We start from the raw sequence: 14,703 nt of genomic DNA, 5'->3' as shown, positions 1-14,703 counted from the left end.
GCGCCTGCTACCCGTGGAGTAAATTTCTCAGGTGCTTTAAAGTGTGGAACAATAGCTCGCCAACCATAAGATTGCGACAACAGTGATAGATAAAGACGGTTTCAGGCCTAACGTAGGGATAGTCCTCGCCAACGACCACGGGCAGGTGCTGTGGGCCCGGCGGGTCGGGGGGCGTGACGCCTGGCAGTTTCCCCAGGGCGGGATCAACGAGGGCGAGAGCCCCGAGCAGGCCCTGTACCGCGAACTCTACGAGGAAGTCGGCCTCGGGCCGGATTCCGTCGAGGTGCTCGGCGCGACCCGCGGCTGGCTGCGCTACCGCCTGCCCAAGCGCTATGTGCGCAAGGGGCAGACCCCGGCCTGTATCGGCCAGAAGCAGAAATGGTACCTGCTGCGCCTGCTGGCGGAGGACAACGCGGTGTGCCTGGACCTCAATGACAAACCGGAATTTGACCACTGGCAGTGGGTCAGCTACTGGTACCCGCTGAACCAGGTGATTTCCTTCAAGCGGGAGGTCTACCGCCGGGCCATGAAAGAGCTGGCACTGCCGCTGGGACGACTGACCGAATTGCAGGCCGGGAGCTAGGCCGATGCTCGAAACCCTGCGCCATATCGTCCAGGAGGTCAACGCCGCAGGCAGTCTCGACGAGGCGCTGCGCATCATCGTGCGGCGGGTGCGGGACGCCATGGGCACCCAGGTGTGCAGTGTCTACCTGCGCGATCGCGGCGGCGAGCGCTTTATTTTCCGCGCCACCGAGGGCCTCAACCAGGACCAGGTCGGCGTCGCCAGCCTGGGGCCGGGGGAGGGTCTGGTCGGTACCGTCGCCGAACGGGAGGAGCCGCTCAACCTGGACAATGCGCCGGCGCACCCCAATTTCCGCTTTTTCCCGGACATCGGCGAAGAGCCCTTCCACGCCTTCCTCGGCGTGCCGATCATCCACCAGCGCAAGGTGCTGGGCGTCCTCGTCGTACAGCAGGCGGATCGCCGGCGCTTCGACGAGGGCGAAGAGGCCTTCCTGGTCACCATGTCAGCCCAGCTGGCCGCGGTGATCGCCCACGCCCGGGTGACCGGTTCCTTCGATCCCGACAGCAAGGATGACTCCGCCGCCGCCCGGGTCAGCGGCGTGCCGGGTGCGCCGGGGATCGCCATCGGCACCGCGGTGGTGGTGTCGCCGGTGGCGGACCTCTACGCGGTGCCGCGCAAGACCATTACCGACCGCCGCGCGGAACTGCACGCGTTTCGCACCGCGCTGCGCCGGGTGCGCGAGGATATCCAGCAGGTGGCCGATAACCTGGGCGGCCAGTTATCCCCCGAGGATCACGCCCTGTTCGACGTCTATCTCGGCATCCTCGACGACTCCAAGCTGGGCCGCGAGGTGGTCACCCTGATCAAGGAGGGCCAGTGGGCCCAGGGTGCGCTGAGCCAGGTGATGATCGAGCACATCCGCCACTTCGAGCGCATGGAGCACAGTTACCTCAAGGAGCGTGCGGTCGACGTGAAGGACCTGGGAACCCGCATGCTCGCCCACCTGCAGGCGGAGGACAAGCAGGTCAAGACCTATCCCGCGCAGGCGGTGCTGGTCGGCGAGGAGCTCACCGCGTCTTCGCTGGGTGAGATTCCCCGCGAACAGCTGGCGGGGCTGATTTCCGTACGCGGCTCGGGCAACTCCCACGTGGCGATTCTCGCCCGGGCCATGGGCATCCCCACGGTGATGGGCGCAGTGGACCTGCCCTATACCCGCCTCGAGGGGCGCCAGGTGGTGGTCGACGGCTATAACGGTGCGGTTCACCTCAACCCGCGGCCGGAGGTGCTGCAGCGTTTCGAGGCGGTGCTGGACTCCGACCGGGAGTTGAGCCGCGACCTGGAATCCCTGCGCGACCTGCCCTGCGAGACCCTCGACGGGCACCGCCTGCCCCTGTTCGTCAACACCGGCCTGACCGCCGATGTGGTGCGCTCGCTGGAGCAGGGCGCCGAGGGCGTCGGACTCTATCGCACCGAGGTACCTTTCCTGCTGCGCGACCGCTTCCCCTCGGAGGAGGAGCAGCGGCAGATCTACCGCAGCCAGCTCGAGGCCTTTGCGCCGCGGCCGGTGATCATGCGCACCCTCGACATCGGCGGCGACAAGGCGCTGCCCTATTTTCCCATCGAGGAGGACAACCCCTTCCTCGGCTGGCGGGGCATCCGCGTGACCCTCGACCACCCGGAGATTTTCCTGTCCCAGGTGCGGGCGATGCTGAAAGCCAATGCCGGCCTCAACAACCTGAGCATCATGCTGCCGATGATCTGCAATGTCGCCGAACTCGACGAGGCCCTGCAGCTGATCCAGCGCAGCCATCAGGAAATTCTCCAGGAGGGGATCGAGACCGAACTGCCGCTCATCGGCGTGATGGTGGAAGTGCCCTCGGCGGTCTACCAGGCCCGGGAATTGGCCCGGCGGGTGGACTTTCTCTCGGTCGGCTCCAACGACCTCACCCAGTACCTGCTCGCGGTCGACCGCAACAATGCCCGGGTGGCGGATCTGTACCACGCGATGCATCCCGCGGTCCTGCACGCCCTGGTTGCCGTGGCCGACGCCGCCATGCGCGAGGGCAAGCGGGTGAGCATCTGCGGTGAGCTCGCCGGCGATCCCGCGGGCGCGGTGTTGTTGATGGCGATGGGTTACGAGGTGCTGTCGATGAACGCCACCAGCCTGCCGCGGGTCAAGAACGCGCTGCGCAATATCACCCTGGCCGAAGCCCGGGCGCTGCTCGCCGAGGTGTTGCAGATGGAGCGGGCGGAAACCATCCAGGAGCGCATGGTGACCTTCCTCAGCGACCACGGCATGCAGCGCTACATCCACAAGCCGGTGGACTAGATTCAGGTGCTGCGGAAGGTCTCTTCGGTCCTGCCGCTCTCTTCCCCCCGATTGTCGTAGCGGATCTCGCGAAAGTTGCAGTCGCCGTCGGCGCCGAGCCACAAGGTAGTGGTGGCGCGGGTGCCGTACACCGGGTCGACGATAAACTGCGCGGACAGGCCCCGCTCCATTTCTCCCTCCAGCCCCTGCAGGGCCAGGCCGGCCTCGCTGGCAATGCTGCGGTCTGCCAGCGCTGCCGCCAGTTGCTCATGTGAAGGGGAGGTGGATGGCACCGGGGCAAAGGCCGCGCGCCCCAGTTCGACCTTCGGCCAGGGGGTATCCAGCAGCGCGTTGGAGAGTCCGTAGGTGCCCGGCGCGAGCTGCTGTGCGCCGCCGCCCGTGTTGCTGTAGTACCACAGCGCCTGCCCGTCGCCGAGCAGGAGGTTGAACCCGGCATAGTCGGCCTCGTGGCGGCGGATGTCGCTGATATACGCGGCGGCCGATTGCCCCGACAGCAGGAAGTTCAGGGTCAGTTCGCCGCGGGTGCGGGGCGCCGGCCGGGTGCGCGAGGGATCGCGAAAGTTGGTGATTGCCGCAAAGCGGCCGCCGCGGGTAAGCCCCAGCCAGGTGCCCCCGGCCTGCAGGTCCCTGCCCGCCAGCACTTCCGGGTGCTCCGGCCAGAAGCCGGCGGCCCGCGAGGGGCGGGCGTGGAATTCATCGCGGTTGGCGGCGAGCAGCAGCGGAATGTCGGCGCGCTGCCGCCAGGAAAACAATATCAGGCACATGCGGGGCAAGCTTACCCGCTGTAACCTTCCGGTGGAATACTGCGGCGTCGCCCGGAACCGGGGCGGAATTGAGAAACGGCAATCGCTGCAACATAATACGCGCTCATTCGCACGGTACCCCCCATGCTGCCATACCCGCAAATCGATCCGGTCGCTGTCGCCATCGGCCCGCTGAAAGTCCACTGGTACGGCCTGGCCTACCTCACCGGTATCGCGGTGGGCTGGTTGCTGGCCCGGCGCCGTTGCGCCCTGCCCTGGAGTCCGGTGCGCCGGGAGCAACTCGACGACCTGGTGTTCTACGCCGCCCTCGGCGTGGTGCTGGGCGGCAGGATCGGCTACACCTTCCTCTACGGCGGCAAGCACCTGGTCGAGGACCCGAGCTGGGCGCTGCGCGTCTGGGAGGGTGGCATGTCCTTCCACGGCGGATTCCTCGGCGTGCTGTTCGCCATGTGGCTGTTCGGTCGGCGCAACAGCATCCCCTTCTGGAAACTGATGGATTTCGTGGCGCCGCTGGTACCTGTAGGGCTGGGGCTCGGCAGGCTGGGTAACTTCATCGGCCAGGAACTGTGGGGCAGGCCCACCGATGTACCCTGGGCAATGGTGTTTCCCGCGGACCCGGCGCAGCTGGCGCGGCATCCCTCGCAGCTCTACCAGTTCGCCCTCGAGGGGGTGCTGCTGTTTACGGTGCTCTACCTGTTTTCTTCGAAGCCGCGGCCAACCTGCGCGGTGTCCGGCCTGTTTTCGCTGATCTATGGCTGCGCGCGCTTTTTCGTCGAATTTTTCCGCGAGCCGGATGCGCATATCGGTTTCGATGCCTTCGGCTGGCTGACCCGGGGCCAGCTGCTAAGCACCCCGATGATCATTATCGGTATCGTGTTGCTGGTCGTCGCCTACCGCGGCCAGGGGCGGTCCAGTTCAGCCGGGAGCGTGAGCAAGACATGAAACAGTACCTCGACCTGTTGCAGGATATTCTCGACAACGGCGTGCGCAAGGACGACCGCACCGGCACGGGTACCCTGTCGGTGTTCGGCCGCCAGTTCCGCCACGACCTCGCCGCTGGTTTTCCGTTGCTCACTACCAAGAAGCTGCACTTCAAGGGCATAGCCAACGAGCTCATCTGGTTCCTCAACGGCGACACCAACACCCGCTGGCTGAAGGAGAACGGTGTCTCCATCTGGGATGAGTGGGCCACGGAAAGCGGCGACCTCGGACCCATCTACGGCGCCCAGTGGACCGCCTGGCCCACCCGCGACGGCGGCCACATCAACCAGATCGATTACGTGGTCGACTGCCTGCGCAACAACCCGGACAGCCGCCGCATCCTGTTCCACGGCTGGAACGTGGAGTACCTGCCGGATGAAAAGGTCAGCCCCCAGGACAATGCCCGCGCCGGGCGCATGGCGCTGCCGCCCTGCCACCTGCTCTACCAGTTCTACGTGGCGGGCGGCCGGCTCTCGGCGCAGCTCTATATCCGCTCCAGCGACAGTTTCCTCGGCCTGCCCTACAACACGGCGAGCCTGGCCCTGCTGACCCACATGCTGTGCCAGCAGTGCGACCTCGAGCCCGGCGAGATCATCATCACCACCGGTGACTCCCATCTCTACAGCAATCACTTCGAACAGGTGCGTGAGCAGCTGGCGCGGGAACCGCGGGCCCTGCCCCGGCTCAACATCCTGCGCAAGCCTGACAGCATCTACGGCTATCGCTTCGAGGACTTCGAGATACTGGACTACCAGCCGCACGCGCATATCGCGGCTCCGGTGGCGATATGAGCGAGCCGGTGATCGCCCTGATCGTGGCAGCTACCGACAACGGCGTGATCGGGCGCGATGGCGGCATGCCCTGGCACCTGCCCGCGGACTTGCGCCACTTCCGCAGGATCACCATGGGCAAGCCCGTGCTGATGGGGCGCAAGACCTTCGAGTCGATTGGCCGGCCGCTGCCGGGCCGCGCCAATGTCGTGGTGACCCGCAACCCGGGGTGGGGGGCTGAGGGTGTCCACGTGGCCAATGATGCAGCTGCGGCCCTGGCCCGGGGGCGGGACCTGGCGCTCGCAGCGGGGGTGGCTGAGGTCATGGTGATCGGCGGGGCGGAACTGTACCGGCAGCTGTTACCCGACACCGATCGCATCTACCTCACCGAGATTCATAAGGTGTTAAATGGTGACACGATGCTGCCATCAATTGACTGGCATGAGTGGCGCGAGGTCAGTCGGGAGCGTCACGCCAACGACGCTGAGAACCCCTGTGACTACAGCTTTGTGACATTTGAACGCGATTTTCTAACCCGTTAGGGTAGAAAAGTGTTACCGCAGATGGTATCGCACTTTGACAGGTGTTACCTTATTTCCCGCTTGTGCAGAGAGGAACAATCAGGTGCGTCGGAAAATTGAAAATAATTTTGCAATCAGCTTAAATGAGGTCCCTCTGTATACCGACTCTGTTGTTATTCACTTAGTGTAATTCCGATCCCCGGTTTACTCAGAGCCGCTTCTTCTTTTGTTGGACACAGGAAACAAAACTCCCATGACTATGCATCGATTAAAAAATGCACTGATCGCTGCGCTTGTCACAGCGGGCGCCCTCGGGGGCCTGAGCACGACAGCGCAGGCCAGTACGCTTGACTCCGTTATCAATGTTGGTGAAGCCAAACACGACGCCGCTCGGGCTTCGCAGGTCAAAATCGACAAGCTGGCCGACGAGACCCGCGACCTGCTGAATGACTACAAAACAGTCAACAAGCAGATCGACGGCCTCAAGGTCTACAACGCCCGCCTGCAGCGCCAGATCGACGACCAGGTGAAGCGGATGTCGGAAATCGATGAGTCCATCGACCAGGTAACCGTGATCCAGCGCCAGATGACCCCGCTTGTCATCCGCATGATCGACGGCCTGGAAAAATTCATCGAGCTGGACGTGCCCTTCCACATGGACGAGCGCAACCAGCGTGTCGCCTTCCTGCGCGCCAACGTGGATCGCGCTGACGTCAGCATCGCGGAGAAATTCCGTCAGGTGCTTGAAGCGTACCAGATCGAAAATGAATACGGTCGCAGCATCGAAGCCTACAAGGGATCGGTAGAAATCGATGGCCAGGAGCGTGAAGTCAACTTCCTCAGCGTCGGTCGTGTAGCCCTGCTGTACCAGACCACCGACACCGAGCTGTCCGGCGCCTGGGATCAGGCCAGCCGCACATGGGTACCGCTGGATCGCGGTGAATACCGCAACGCCATCATGTCGGGACTGCGCATCGCTCGCAAAGAGGCCGCCATCGACCTGCTGACCCTGCCTATTGCCGCACCGGAGGCCAAGTAACATGAGTATCAAATTAGTGAAGGCCGTCGCGGCAACTGCATTCGCCGGCCTGTTGACGATTTCCACCGGTGCCGTGGCCCAGGAAGCGCAGAGCCTGGACCAGCTGCTGGAGTTCGTAAAACGCGGCCAGGTAAATGCTGCCCAGGAAAACCGCGAGCGCGAGCAGCGCTTCGCCAAGGACAAGGCCAACCAGGCTGCAGAGCTGAAGCGCGCCGAAGCCGAACGCACCCGCCAGGAGCAGATCTCTGCTGACCTCGAAGGCAAATTCGAGGAAAACGAGCTGCAGGTGGCGGCCAAGCAGCAGCAGCTGCGCGAGAAGCTGGGTACCCTGTCCGAGCTGTTCGGTCACCTGACTTCCTCCGCCGGTGACCTCGCCCGCAACCTGGAAAACTCGCTCACTTCCGCCGAATACCCCGGTCGTGAAGCGTTCCTGAAAGAACTCATCGAGAAAATGAGCCAGTCCGACAAGCTGCCCTCCATCGAGGAAATCGAGCGCGTCTGGTACGAGATGAACCGGGAGATGGTCGAGTCCGGCCGCGTGGTATCCTTCGACGCCGAAGTCACCAAGCCGAACGGCGACAAACTGCAACAGCGCGTGGTGCGTGTCGGTACCTTCAACGTCGTCTCCGACGAAGGCAAGTACCTGAGCTACCAGCCGGGTAAAGGCAGCCTGGAAGAACTGGCTCGCCAGCCCTCCGGCTCTTACCAGAGCTGGGCCAAGTCCCTGGTCGCCTCTTCCGGCGGCATGAACAAGTTCGGTGTTGACCCGACCGGTCCGACCGGCGGTTCCTACCTGTCTGCCCTGATCAACAGCCCGACCCTCGAGGAGCGCTGGCACCAGGGTGGCTACGTGGGTTATGCAATCACCGCAGTGGGTGTGTTCGCACTGATCCTGGCCGTATGGCGCCTGATCGTGCTGACCATCGTCGGTGGCAAGGTTAGCGCCCAGCTCAAGTCCGACAAGGCCAACACCAACAACCCGCTGGGTCGCGTCCTGAAGATTCACGAGGACAACCCCAACATGGATACCGAGACGCTGGAACTGAAGCTCTCCGAAGGCATCCTGAAGGAAACTCCGAAACTGGAAAGCGGTCTTACTGTACTGAAGATCATCGCGGCCATCGCACCGCTGATGGGTCTGCTGGGTACGGTGACCGGTATGATCATTACCTTCCAGGCCATCACCATCTTCGGTGCCGGCGATCCCAAGGCAATGGCCGGCGGTATCTCCAGCGCTCTGGTGACCACGGTTCTCGGCCTGCTGGTGGCGATCCCCGTCGTCCTGCTGCACACCTTCGTCAACGGTCGTGCCCAGCGCATCGTCCACATCCTGGACGAGCAGACCACCGGTATCATCGCGGAGCACACCGAAGCCAACCTGAGGTCTTAAGACATGGTCGGATTAGGAGGTTTGTATGAAGCCATCATGGGCTTCATGGACAAGGGCGGCGACGTGCTGTGGCTTATTGCCGCCCTGCTCTTCGTCATGTGGATGTTGATCTTCGAGCGAATCTGCTATTTCAAGATGGGCTGGAAGTCGGATGTGGCCAAGGCGATTACTGCCTGGGAAAGCCGCCCCGAGCGCAAGTCCTGGAATGCCCACCAGGTTCGCGACAAGCTGATTTCCGAGTGCCGGATGCAGATCAGCCAGTACCTCCCGGTGATCAAGACCCTGGTGGCGCTCTGTCCGCTGCTCGGTCTGCTGGGTACGGTGACCGGGATGATCGAGGTCTTCAACGTGATGGCTGTGACCGGCGGCGGCGACGCCAAGTCCATGGCGGGTGGTGTGCAACAGGCCACCATCCCCACCATGGCCGGCATGGTGGCAGCGTTGTCCGGAGTATTCGGCAACACCTACGTGACCAGGATTGCCCAGCGCGAAAGTGAATTCTTGCAGGACAACCTGACAACAGATCATTGAGAGCGTAGTTAATGCGTAAACGAAACAAAAATGCGGATGCCGACCAGGCAGAGATCGACCTGACGCCGATGCTCGACGTGGTCTTTATCATGCTGATCTTCTTTATCGTCGTCGCTTCCTTCCTCAAGGAAGCCGGTATCGAAGTCAACCGGCCTGATAAATCCCAGGCGGATCCGTCAGATGCGACAAGTATCGTGGTCACCATCACCGGTGACGACCAGATCTGGATGGAGAACCGCCGGATCGATATCCGGGCGGTGCGCGCCAACGTTGCGAAACTGCTGGCGTCCGATCCCGAACAGGCCTTTGTGGTGAAAACCGAGCCCGGTGCTACTTCCAGGACACTGATCGAAGTAGGTGACGCCGCCCGAGAAGCTGGGGTGATAGCTGTGAACTGGCCAGAGGAGGCGAAGAAGTGAGTAGGCGTGGGAGTTCCGGTGGCGGAGCCGCAGCCCAGGGTGGCGGGGAGGGTGAAATCGACCTGACCCCGATGCTGGATGTGGTCTTCATTATGCTCATCTTCTTTATCGTAACGTCTTCCTTTGTGAAAGAACCCGGTGTCGAGATCACCAAGACCGAAGCGGTTTCGACCGGCGCCTGTGAGCGCGGCACGATTATCTTCGCGGTAACTGCGCTCGGCGATATCTACTACGACAAGAAGGAGATATCCCTGGACAACGCCCGCCGCCTGGCGGAAGCGGCCAAGAAGGAGTCGCCGAAGGCCAACTTCGTGATCCAGGCGGACGTCGATTCACCGACCGGCGTAGTAAGCAAATTGTTCACGATATTGAAGCCGTTGATGGAAGGCTCGCCTCTGTGTGCATCTACGGAAGAGGCGGGGTAAGTAGAAATGGGTAAGTCTGTAAGAATGATTGTGGCGATTCTGCTCGCCGTTCCCACCGCGCTCGGTCTGTTTGTGATCATGTACAAACTGATCGACCGCAACTTCGAAAACCCCGACGTCAAGGCGACCAAGGTTGCCGAGATCGTGCGCCAGGACAAGGAGATCGAGACCCAGCGGGAAGTCAAGAAGCCCGACAAGGTCGAGGATCCCGAAGAACCGCCGCCGGAAATGGAAACCCCGGAGCTCGACATGGACGTGGATATCGACATTGTTAACACTGCGCCGACCGCCAAGGTCGATGTGAATGTCGATGTCAGCGGTGGTGTCGGTACCGATGGCGAATACCTGCCGATCGTGAAGGTCGCGCCGATCTATCCGCGCCGGGCCCAGACCCGCGGCATCACCGGCTACTGCATCGTCGAATACACCGTGACCACCTCGGGTGCGATCCGCGATCCCCAGCCGGTCGACTGCCAGCCCTCTGGCGTGTTCGAGAAGGCGTCGGTTAGTGCGGCGATGAAGTTCAAGTACAAGCCCCGTGTGATGGACGGCCAGGCGATCGAAGTGCCCGGTGTACAGAACAAGTTCACCTATGAGCTGGAAGAGTAACGAGGCGTAAGTGATATGAAATTGTTGCATCCAAAAACCTGGAGTCGCGCCGCGTTGTTCGCGCTCCCGGTGCTGGTCGCCCAGGTTGCCGTTACCCAGCTGCAAAGCGACATGGGCTTCTCCGCCCTGTCAACGGTAATGGCACAGGACAAACAGCCCGACCAGCGTGAAACCCGCCGTACTCCGGCACTGCGGGCCAAGGTCTATGAAAAACTGTCCGAGGCCCAGGTTGCGGCCGAAGCCAAGGACATGAAAACTGCCCAGAAGCTGCTCGACGAACTGATCGGCGCCGGCGGCAAGAACGAGCTGAACAGCTATGAACTTGCCAACGTCTGGAACATGTACGCGTTCATTTATTACGAGCGCGGTGACTACGCCAATGCCCTGAAAGCTTACGAGAGGGTCATTGCGCAGCCGGACATCCCGCTGGCGATGGAGATCAATACCCGCTTCACCGTGGCACAGCTGTATTTCGTGCAGGAGCAGTGGCAGAAGGGTATCAATGCCTTGAACGAATGGTTCAAGATGACCGACTCCCCGAATCCGGACGCCTATGTACTGCTCGCCCAGGGTTACTACCAGCTGAAAGACTACGACAAGGCCCTGAGCAATGTCGAAAAGGCGATCAGCATGCACAACCAGCGGCAGGCCGACAAGCCCGCTGCCGAGCGCAAGCCGGCCAAGGAGCAGTGGTACAACCTGGCGCGTTTCCTCTACTTCGAGAAAAACGACGTCAAGAATACCGTGGCGATGCTCGAAATTCTGCTGACCTACTACCCGAAGAAGGATTACTGGGTACAGCTGTCGCACATGTACGGCGAGCAGAAGAAGGAGAAAGAGCAGCTGGCGGCGATGGATACCGCCTATGTGCAGGGCGTGCTGGACAAGGGGACCGAGCAGGTCACCATGGCCTACCTCTACCTGAACGGCGAGCTTCCCTACTACGCGGCCAAAGTCATGGACAAGGGCCTCAAGGACGGCTCCATCGAGGACACCTCGAAGAACTGGGAAATCACCGGTGGCGCCTGGCGCCAGGCACAGGAAGTGGACAAATCCATCCCGGCGATGGAAAAGGCCGCGGCCAAGTCCGATTCCGGTGAACTGTACGCCCGACTGGGTAATATCTACCTCGACGGCGACCAGAATGAGAAGGCGATTGACGCGATCAACAAGGGCCTGTCACGCGGAGGTGTACGCCGCCCCGATACGGCTCGACTGGTGCTCGGTATGGCTTACTTCAATACCAAGCAGTACGCGAAAGCGCGCGATGCATTCCAGGCTGCCGCCAAGGACAAGCGGTCCCAGGAATATGCGAGCCAGTGGATCAAGTTTATGGATTCCGAACTGGAGCGTCAGCGCAGCCTTGCAGAGGGCTGAACCTGGCCAGAGCCGGTGTGATGACTGGCTCTTCCCTTTACAGCAATAGAAATAAAAAAGGAGCTTTGAAAGCTCCTTTTTTATTGGGTGCTGTTACAGCGCTACAACGTTTGCCGCTTGAGGACCTTTCTGGCCCTCGGTCACTTCAAACTGGACTTTTTGCCCGTCAGCAAGTGTACGAAAGCCGTCGCCCTGGATGGCGCTGAAATGAACGAAGACGTCCGGGCCGTCTTCGCGAGCGATAAAACCAAAGCCCTTACTTTCGTTAAACCATTTAACGGTGCCAGTGGTGGTGGACATACATATTACCTGTCTAGATGAAACGCCCCGTGCGGGGAACTGCCAATAAAGTACTTGGAGACGTGCAAAGGACCTCAGCGGAACTTCGAGCGCATACCAAATCCTGCCGAAGAAAAACCCTCGACATCTTTGAGTGTATCACTTGGTGGGGAAATAGGCCGTATCCCGAAAAAAATATTATTTGGGAATAATGCGGAATTTTTAGCCAGTTTTTAGTGCAGGAAAAACCGCAAAAACGGCTCAAATCGGTGCGTGAGCGGCACCGATGAGGCCGGGGTGGCTCGCAGTGATCATCCACACCGGCACCCCGGCGAGGTGCTCGCCCATGGCGCCCTTGGCGCGCAAGCGCGGGAGGAACTCGCTCTGCTGCAGGAAGTCCATGATTTTCAGGGAAATTCCCCCGGCGATATAGAGTCCGCCCCAGGCGCCGCTGGCGAGGATAAAGTCGCCGCAGGCGGAGCCGAACAGGCTGCAAAACAGTCCCAGGGCCCTGCTGCAGCTCGGGTCACTGCCCTGAAGCGCGCGGGTACTGATGTCGGCCGGTTGCAGGGGTTCCGCCGGCAGTCCTTCCAGGGCGCAGAGCGCCTGGTGGAGCCGGCACAGTCCCGGGCCCGAGACCAGTAATTCGACGAAGATGTCCGGGTGGTCGCGCAGCAGGTATTCGAACACCGCCAGTTCCAGGTCGCTGGCTGGTGACAGCCCCATGTGGCCGGGTTCCGCGCTGCAGGCAACCGCCCGGCCGCCAGCCTGCAGCAGGCTGGCGCCGCCAAAACCGGTGCCGGGACCGACCACGGCGAGCCTGCCGGGATTGGCCGTATTACCCGCCTGCAGCGGCTGGGAATTCTCCGCGCCGAGCCAGGGCAGGGCGTGGGCATTGGCCTCGAAGTCGTTGAGCCAGCCGGCGCTGCGCCAGCCGAAGCGTTCCTGCAGCTGCCGACGGGAAAACGACCAGTTGCAGTTGACCATGCGCAGGTGATCGCCGGACTGGTAGGCTGCCGCGGCGATGCAGGCGCGGTCCGGCGGGGTTTCATCGAGGGTGGCGAGCCAGGCCTCGATAGCCTCGCCGAGGCCGGCAAAGTCCCGGTTGAGAAATTCCTGCAGCCCGCGAAACTCCCCCGTCTGCGTGTCAAACAGGGCGATACGCGTGTTGGTACCGCCGATATCGGCAACCAGCCGGATTTCCGTGCCGCGGTCGCCCATCAGCTGACCGGCAGGATTTTCATGATATTGGTGGAGCCGGCGCGGCCCATCACGGTCCCCTTGGTCAGCAGGATGGAATCCCCCTTGAGCAGGTAATTGCCGTCCTTGAGAAACTCGATGGCGCGGGCTTCGACTTCCTCTTCCTCAAACGCGCTGGCGTCGAAGTACAGGGGGACGACGCCGCGGCACAGGCAGAGGCGCTGCAGCGTCTCTGCGTTGTTGCTGAGGCCGAAAATGGGCAGGCCGGAACTCAGGCGCGACATCCGCAGCGGGGTATTGCCCGACTCGGTAAGGCTGGCGATGCCGCGGACGTTGGGGTAGTGGTTGGCCGCGTAGATGGCTGACATGGCGATGGTTTCCTGGGCAGTGCTGAACTGCCGGTCGATGCGATAGCGCGAGGTGCGCGCCACCGCCTGTACCTCCGCCCCCAGTGCGGCGTCGGCCATCGCCGTCACCACTTCCACCGGGTACTTGCCCACGGCGGTCTCGGCCGACAACATCACCGCGTCGGTGCCGTCGAGTACCGCGTTGGCGACGTCGAACACCTCCGCGCGGGTGGGCATCGGGCTGTCGATCATGGATTCCATCATCTGGGTGGCGGTAATCACCACCCGGTCCATCTTGCGCGCCCGTGCGATCAGCGATTTCTGGATACCGATCAACTGGGCGTCGCCCACTTCCACGCCGAGGTCGCCGCGGGCGACCATGATGCCCATGGAGGCCTCGATAATGCCGTTGAGCAGTTCCTCGTCGGCTACCACCTCGGCGCGCTCGATCTTGGCGATGATCGCCGGGTTGAGGTTGGCGTTCTGCAGCAGCTGGCGGGTCTGGTGGATATCCTCGGCGCTGGACACAAAGGAAACCGCGACAAAATCCGGGGCCACCTGGGTCAGGTCGTCGATATCCGCCATGTCCTTGGCGGTCAGCGCCGGGGCCGCGAGGCCGCCGCCGAGACGGTTGATACCCTTGCGCGAGCTCAGGCGACCGCCGATCAGCACCGTGCATTCCACCACCGGGGAGCTTACCGCGTCCACGGTCAGGCGCAGCCGGCCATCGTCCAGCAGCAGCGTATCCCCCGGCCCCACGTGCTCGCACAGTTCGGGATAGTCGACGCCCACCGCGCGGATATCCCCCGCGTCCTTGCCGAGGCTGAGGTCGAGGGCAAAGCGGTCGCCGGGCGACAGGTTGATGGCGCCGTCGCGGAATCCGGCGATGCGGATCTTGGGTCCCTGCAGGTCGGCGAGAATGCCCACATAGCGGCCTGCCGCGGCGGACTGGCGGCGGATGCGCCGGGCCACCGTGGCGTGCTGCTCCGCCGTACCGTGGCTGAAGTTCAGGCGGAAGACATTGACGCCGGCGTTGATCAGCCGGCCGATCATGTCCTCGGATTCACTGCCCGGGCCGATGGTGGCCACGATTTTGGTGCGTCGGTTTACCTTGGGTGTCACGGGTGTTCCAGAGTCTTGTTCAGGGAGGTGGGGGCGGCATTGCTCAGGGGTGAAATGATGCCCTGTTCCAGCGGGCA

Annotated in this window: 16 protein-coding genes; 12 read left to right on the top strand and 4 right to left on the bottom strand. The window is 62.4% G+C overall.

All coding sequences use genetic code 11. The annotated features are described in order from the left end of the window. Positions 1-82 precede the first annotated feature (82 nt). Together ACNKU3_RS13060 and ptsP are read left to right on the top strand one after the other, a co-directional pair. A complete protein-coding gene (locus ACNKU3_RS13060) occupies positions 83-583 on the top strand; it encodes an RNA pyrophosphohydrolase (RefSeq protein ID WP_418259914.1) in 501 nt (166 codons plus the stop codon). A 4-nt stretch (positions 584-587) separates the two neighbouring features. Continuing rightward, entirely contained in the window at positions 588-2,852 is a 2,265-nt protein-coding gene (gene ptsP / locus ACNKU3_RS13055; protein WP_418259913.1) for a phosphoenolpyruvate--protein phosphotransferase, read from the top strand. A 2-nt stretch (positions 2,853-2,854) separates the two neighbouring features. Here the strand turns inward: ptsP and ACNKU3_RS13050 are convergent, their stop codons facing one another. Beyond that, entirely contained in the window at positions 2,855-3,616 is a 762-nt protein-coding gene (locus ACNKU3_RS13050; RefSeq protein ID WP_418259912.1) for an NRDE family protein, read from the bottom strand. A 123-nt stretch (positions 3,617-3,739) separates the two neighbouring features. On the opposite strand from ACNKU3_RS13050, the gene lgt reads away from it, so the two are divergent. The 10 genes from lgt to ACNKU3_RS13000 all read left to right on the top strand — a co-directional run bounded on the left by lgt (position 3,740) and on the right by ACNKU3_RS13000 (position 11,678). Continuing rightward, a complete protein-coding gene (lgt, locus tag ACNKU3_RS13045) occupies positions 3,740-4,558 on the top strand; it encodes a prolipoprotein diacylglyceryl transferase (protein ID WP_418259911.1) in 819 nt (272 codons plus the stop codon). Beyond that, positions 4,555-5,388, top strand: a complete 834-nt coding sequence (locus ACNKU3_RS13040; RefSeq protein ID WP_418259910.1) for a thymidylate synthase — start codon at positions 4,555-4,557, stop codon at positions 5,386-5,388. Before lgt ends, ACNKU3_RS13040 begins: the two co-directional genes overlap by 4 nt. After that, positions 5,385-5,909: a dihydrofolate reductase gene (locus ACNKU3_RS13035; protein WP_418259909.1), complete on the top strand. Its 525-nt coding sequence runs from the start codon at positions 5,385-5,387 to the stop codon at positions 5,907-5,909. The genes ACNKU3_RS13040 and ACNKU3_RS13035 overlap by 4 nt, the downstream gene beginning before the upstream one ends. Positions 5,910-6,141: 232 nt before the next feature. After that, positions 6,142-6,927, top strand: a complete 786-nt coding sequence (locus tag ACNKU3_RS13030) for a DUF3450 domain-containing protein (protein WP_418259908.1) — start codon at positions 6,142-6,144, stop codon at positions 6,925-6,927. 1 nt (position 6,928) lies between these two features. Further along, positions 6,929-8,317 carry a MotA/TolQ/ExbB proton channel family protein gene (locus ACNKU3_RS13025; RefSeq protein ID WP_418259907.1) on the top strand — a complete coding sequence of 463 codons (1,389 nt, stop codon included), beginning with the start codon at positions 6,929-6,931 and terminating at the stop codon, positions 8,315-8,317. A gap of 3 nt (positions 8,318-8,320) precedes the next feature. Next, positions 8,321-8,848, top strand: coding sequence for a MotA/TolQ/ExbB proton channel family protein (locus ACNKU3_RS13020; protein ID WP_418259906.1), 528 nt, complete (start codon positions 8,321-8,323; stop codon positions 8,846-8,848). A gap of 11 nt (positions 8,849-8,859) precedes the next feature. Then, positions 8,860-9,267 carry an ExbD/TolR family protein gene (locus tag ACNKU3_RS13015; RefSeq protein WP_418259905.1) on the top strand — a complete coding sequence of 136 codons (408 nt, stop codon included), beginning with the start codon at positions 8,860-8,862 and terminating at the stop codon, positions 9,265-9,267. 71 nt (positions 9,268-9,338) lie between these two features. After that, entirely contained in the window at positions 9,339-9,692 is a 354-nt protein-coding gene (locus ACNKU3_RS13010) for an ExbD/TolR family protein (RefSeq protein ID WP_418260004.1), read from the top strand. A 6-nt stretch (positions 9,693-9,698) separates the two neighbouring features. Then, positions 9,699-10,301, top strand: coding sequence for an energy transducer TonB (locus ACNKU3_RS13005; protein WP_418259904.1), 603 nt, complete (start codon positions 9,699-9,701; stop codon positions 10,299-10,301). A 15-nt stretch (positions 10,302-10,316) separates the two neighbouring features. Beyond that, positions 10,317-11,678: a tetratricopeptide repeat protein gene (locus tag ACNKU3_RS13000; protein ID WP_418259903.1), complete on the top strand. Its 1,362-nt coding sequence runs from the start codon at positions 10,317-10,319 to the stop codon at positions 11,676-11,678. 93 nt (positions 11,679-11,771) lie between these two features. Here the strand turns inward: ACNKU3_RS13000 and ACNKU3_RS12995 are convergent, their stop codons facing one another. The 3 genes from ACNKU3_RS12995 to pyk all read right to left on the bottom strand — a co-directional run bounded on the left by ACNKU3_RS12995 (position 11,772) and on the right by pyk (position 14,626). After that, positions 11,772-11,978 (bottom strand): cold-shock protein, encoded by a 207-nt coding sequence (locus tag ACNKU3_RS12995; protein WP_418259902.1) that lies wholly within the window; start codon positions 11,976-11,978, stop codon positions 11,772-11,774. 240 nt (positions 11,979-12,218) lie between these two features. After that, the gene (locus ACNKU3_RS12990; RefSeq protein WP_418259900.1) at positions 12,219-13,178 is read right to left on the bottom strand and encodes a glucokinase; all 960 of its coding nucleotides are present in this window, start codon (positions 13,176-13,178) and stop codon (positions 12,219-12,221) included. After that, the gene (gene pyk / locus ACNKU3_RS12985) at positions 13,178-14,626 is read right to left on the bottom strand and encodes a pyruvate kinase (protein WP_418259899.1); all 1,449 of its coding nucleotides are present in this window, start codon (positions 14,624-14,626) and stop codon (positions 13,178-13,180) included. Before pyk ends, ACNKU3_RS12990 begins: the two co-directional genes overlap by 1 nt. Between the last annotated feature and the right edge of the window lie 77 nt (positions 14,627-14,703).

Origin of the sequence: Haliea sp. E17 (genome assembly GCF_048323675.1) — a bacterium.
Lineage (GTDB): Bacteria > Pseudomonadota > Gammaproteobacteria > Pseudomonadales > Halieaceae > Mangrovimicrobium.
The sequence above is the reverse complement of the archived record's forward strand: the minus strand, read 5'-3'. Positions and strand labels throughout refer to the sequence as shown.

Bases quoted from the DNA above. Each gene is read 5' to 3' on its own strand.
- lgt (WP_418259911.1), top strand. From the start codon at position 3,740: ATGCTGCCATACCCGCAAATCGATCCGGTCGCTGTCGCCATCGGCCCG.
- ACNKU3_RS13005 (WP_418259904.1), top strand. From the start codon at position 9,699: ATGGGTAAGTCTGTAAGAATGATTGTGGCGATTCTGCTCGCCGTTCCC.
- ACNKU3_RS13025 (WP_418259907.1), top strand. From the start codon at position 6,929: ATGAGTATCAAATTAGTGAAGGCCGTCGCGGCAACTGCATTCGCCGGC.
- ACNKU3_RS13030 (WP_418259908.1), top strand. From the start codon at position 6,142: ATGACTATGCATCGATTAAAAAATGCACTGATCGCTGCGCTTGTCACA.
- ACNKU3_RS13040 (WP_418259910.1), top strand. From the start codon at position 4,555: ATGAAACAGTACCTCGACCTGTTGCAGGATATTCTCGACAACGGCGTG.
- ptsP (WP_418259913.1), top strand. From the start codon at position 588: ATGCTCGAAACCCTGCGCCATATCGTCCAGGAGGTCAACGCCGCAGGC.
- ACNKU3_RS13050 (WP_418259912.1), bottom strand. From the start codon at position 3,616: ATGTGCCTGATATTGTTTTCCTGGCGGCAGCGCGCCGACATTCCGCTG.
- ACNKU3_RS12995 (WP_418259902.1), bottom strand. From the start codon at position 11,978: ATGTCCACCACCACTGGCACCGTTAAATGGTTTAACGAAAGTAAGGGC.
- ACNKU3_RS12990 (WP_418259900.1), bottom strand. From the start codon at position 13,178: ATGGGCGACCGCGGCACGGAAATCCGGCTGGTTGCCGATATCGGCGGT.
- ACNKU3_RS13015 (WP_418259905.1), top strand. From the start codon at position 8,860: ATGCGTAAACGAAACAAAAATGCGGATGCCGACCAGGCAGAGATCGAC.
- ACNKU3_RS13035 (WP_418259909.1), top strand. From the start codon at position 5,385: ATGAGCGAGCCGGTGATCGCCCTGATCGTGGCAGCTACCGACAACGGC.
- ACNKU3_RS13020 (WP_418259906.1), top strand. From the start codon at position 8,321: ATGGTCGGATTAGGAGGTTTGTATGAAGCCATCATGGGCTTCATGGAC.
- ACNKU3_RS13000 (WP_418259903.1), top strand. From the start codon at position 10,317: ATGAAATTGTTGCATCCAAAAACCTGGAGTCGCGCCGCGTTGTTCGCG.
- ACNKU3_RS13010 (WP_418260004.1), top strand. From the start codon at position 9,339: ATGCTGGATGTGGTCTTCATTATGCTCATCTTCTTTATCGTAACGTCT.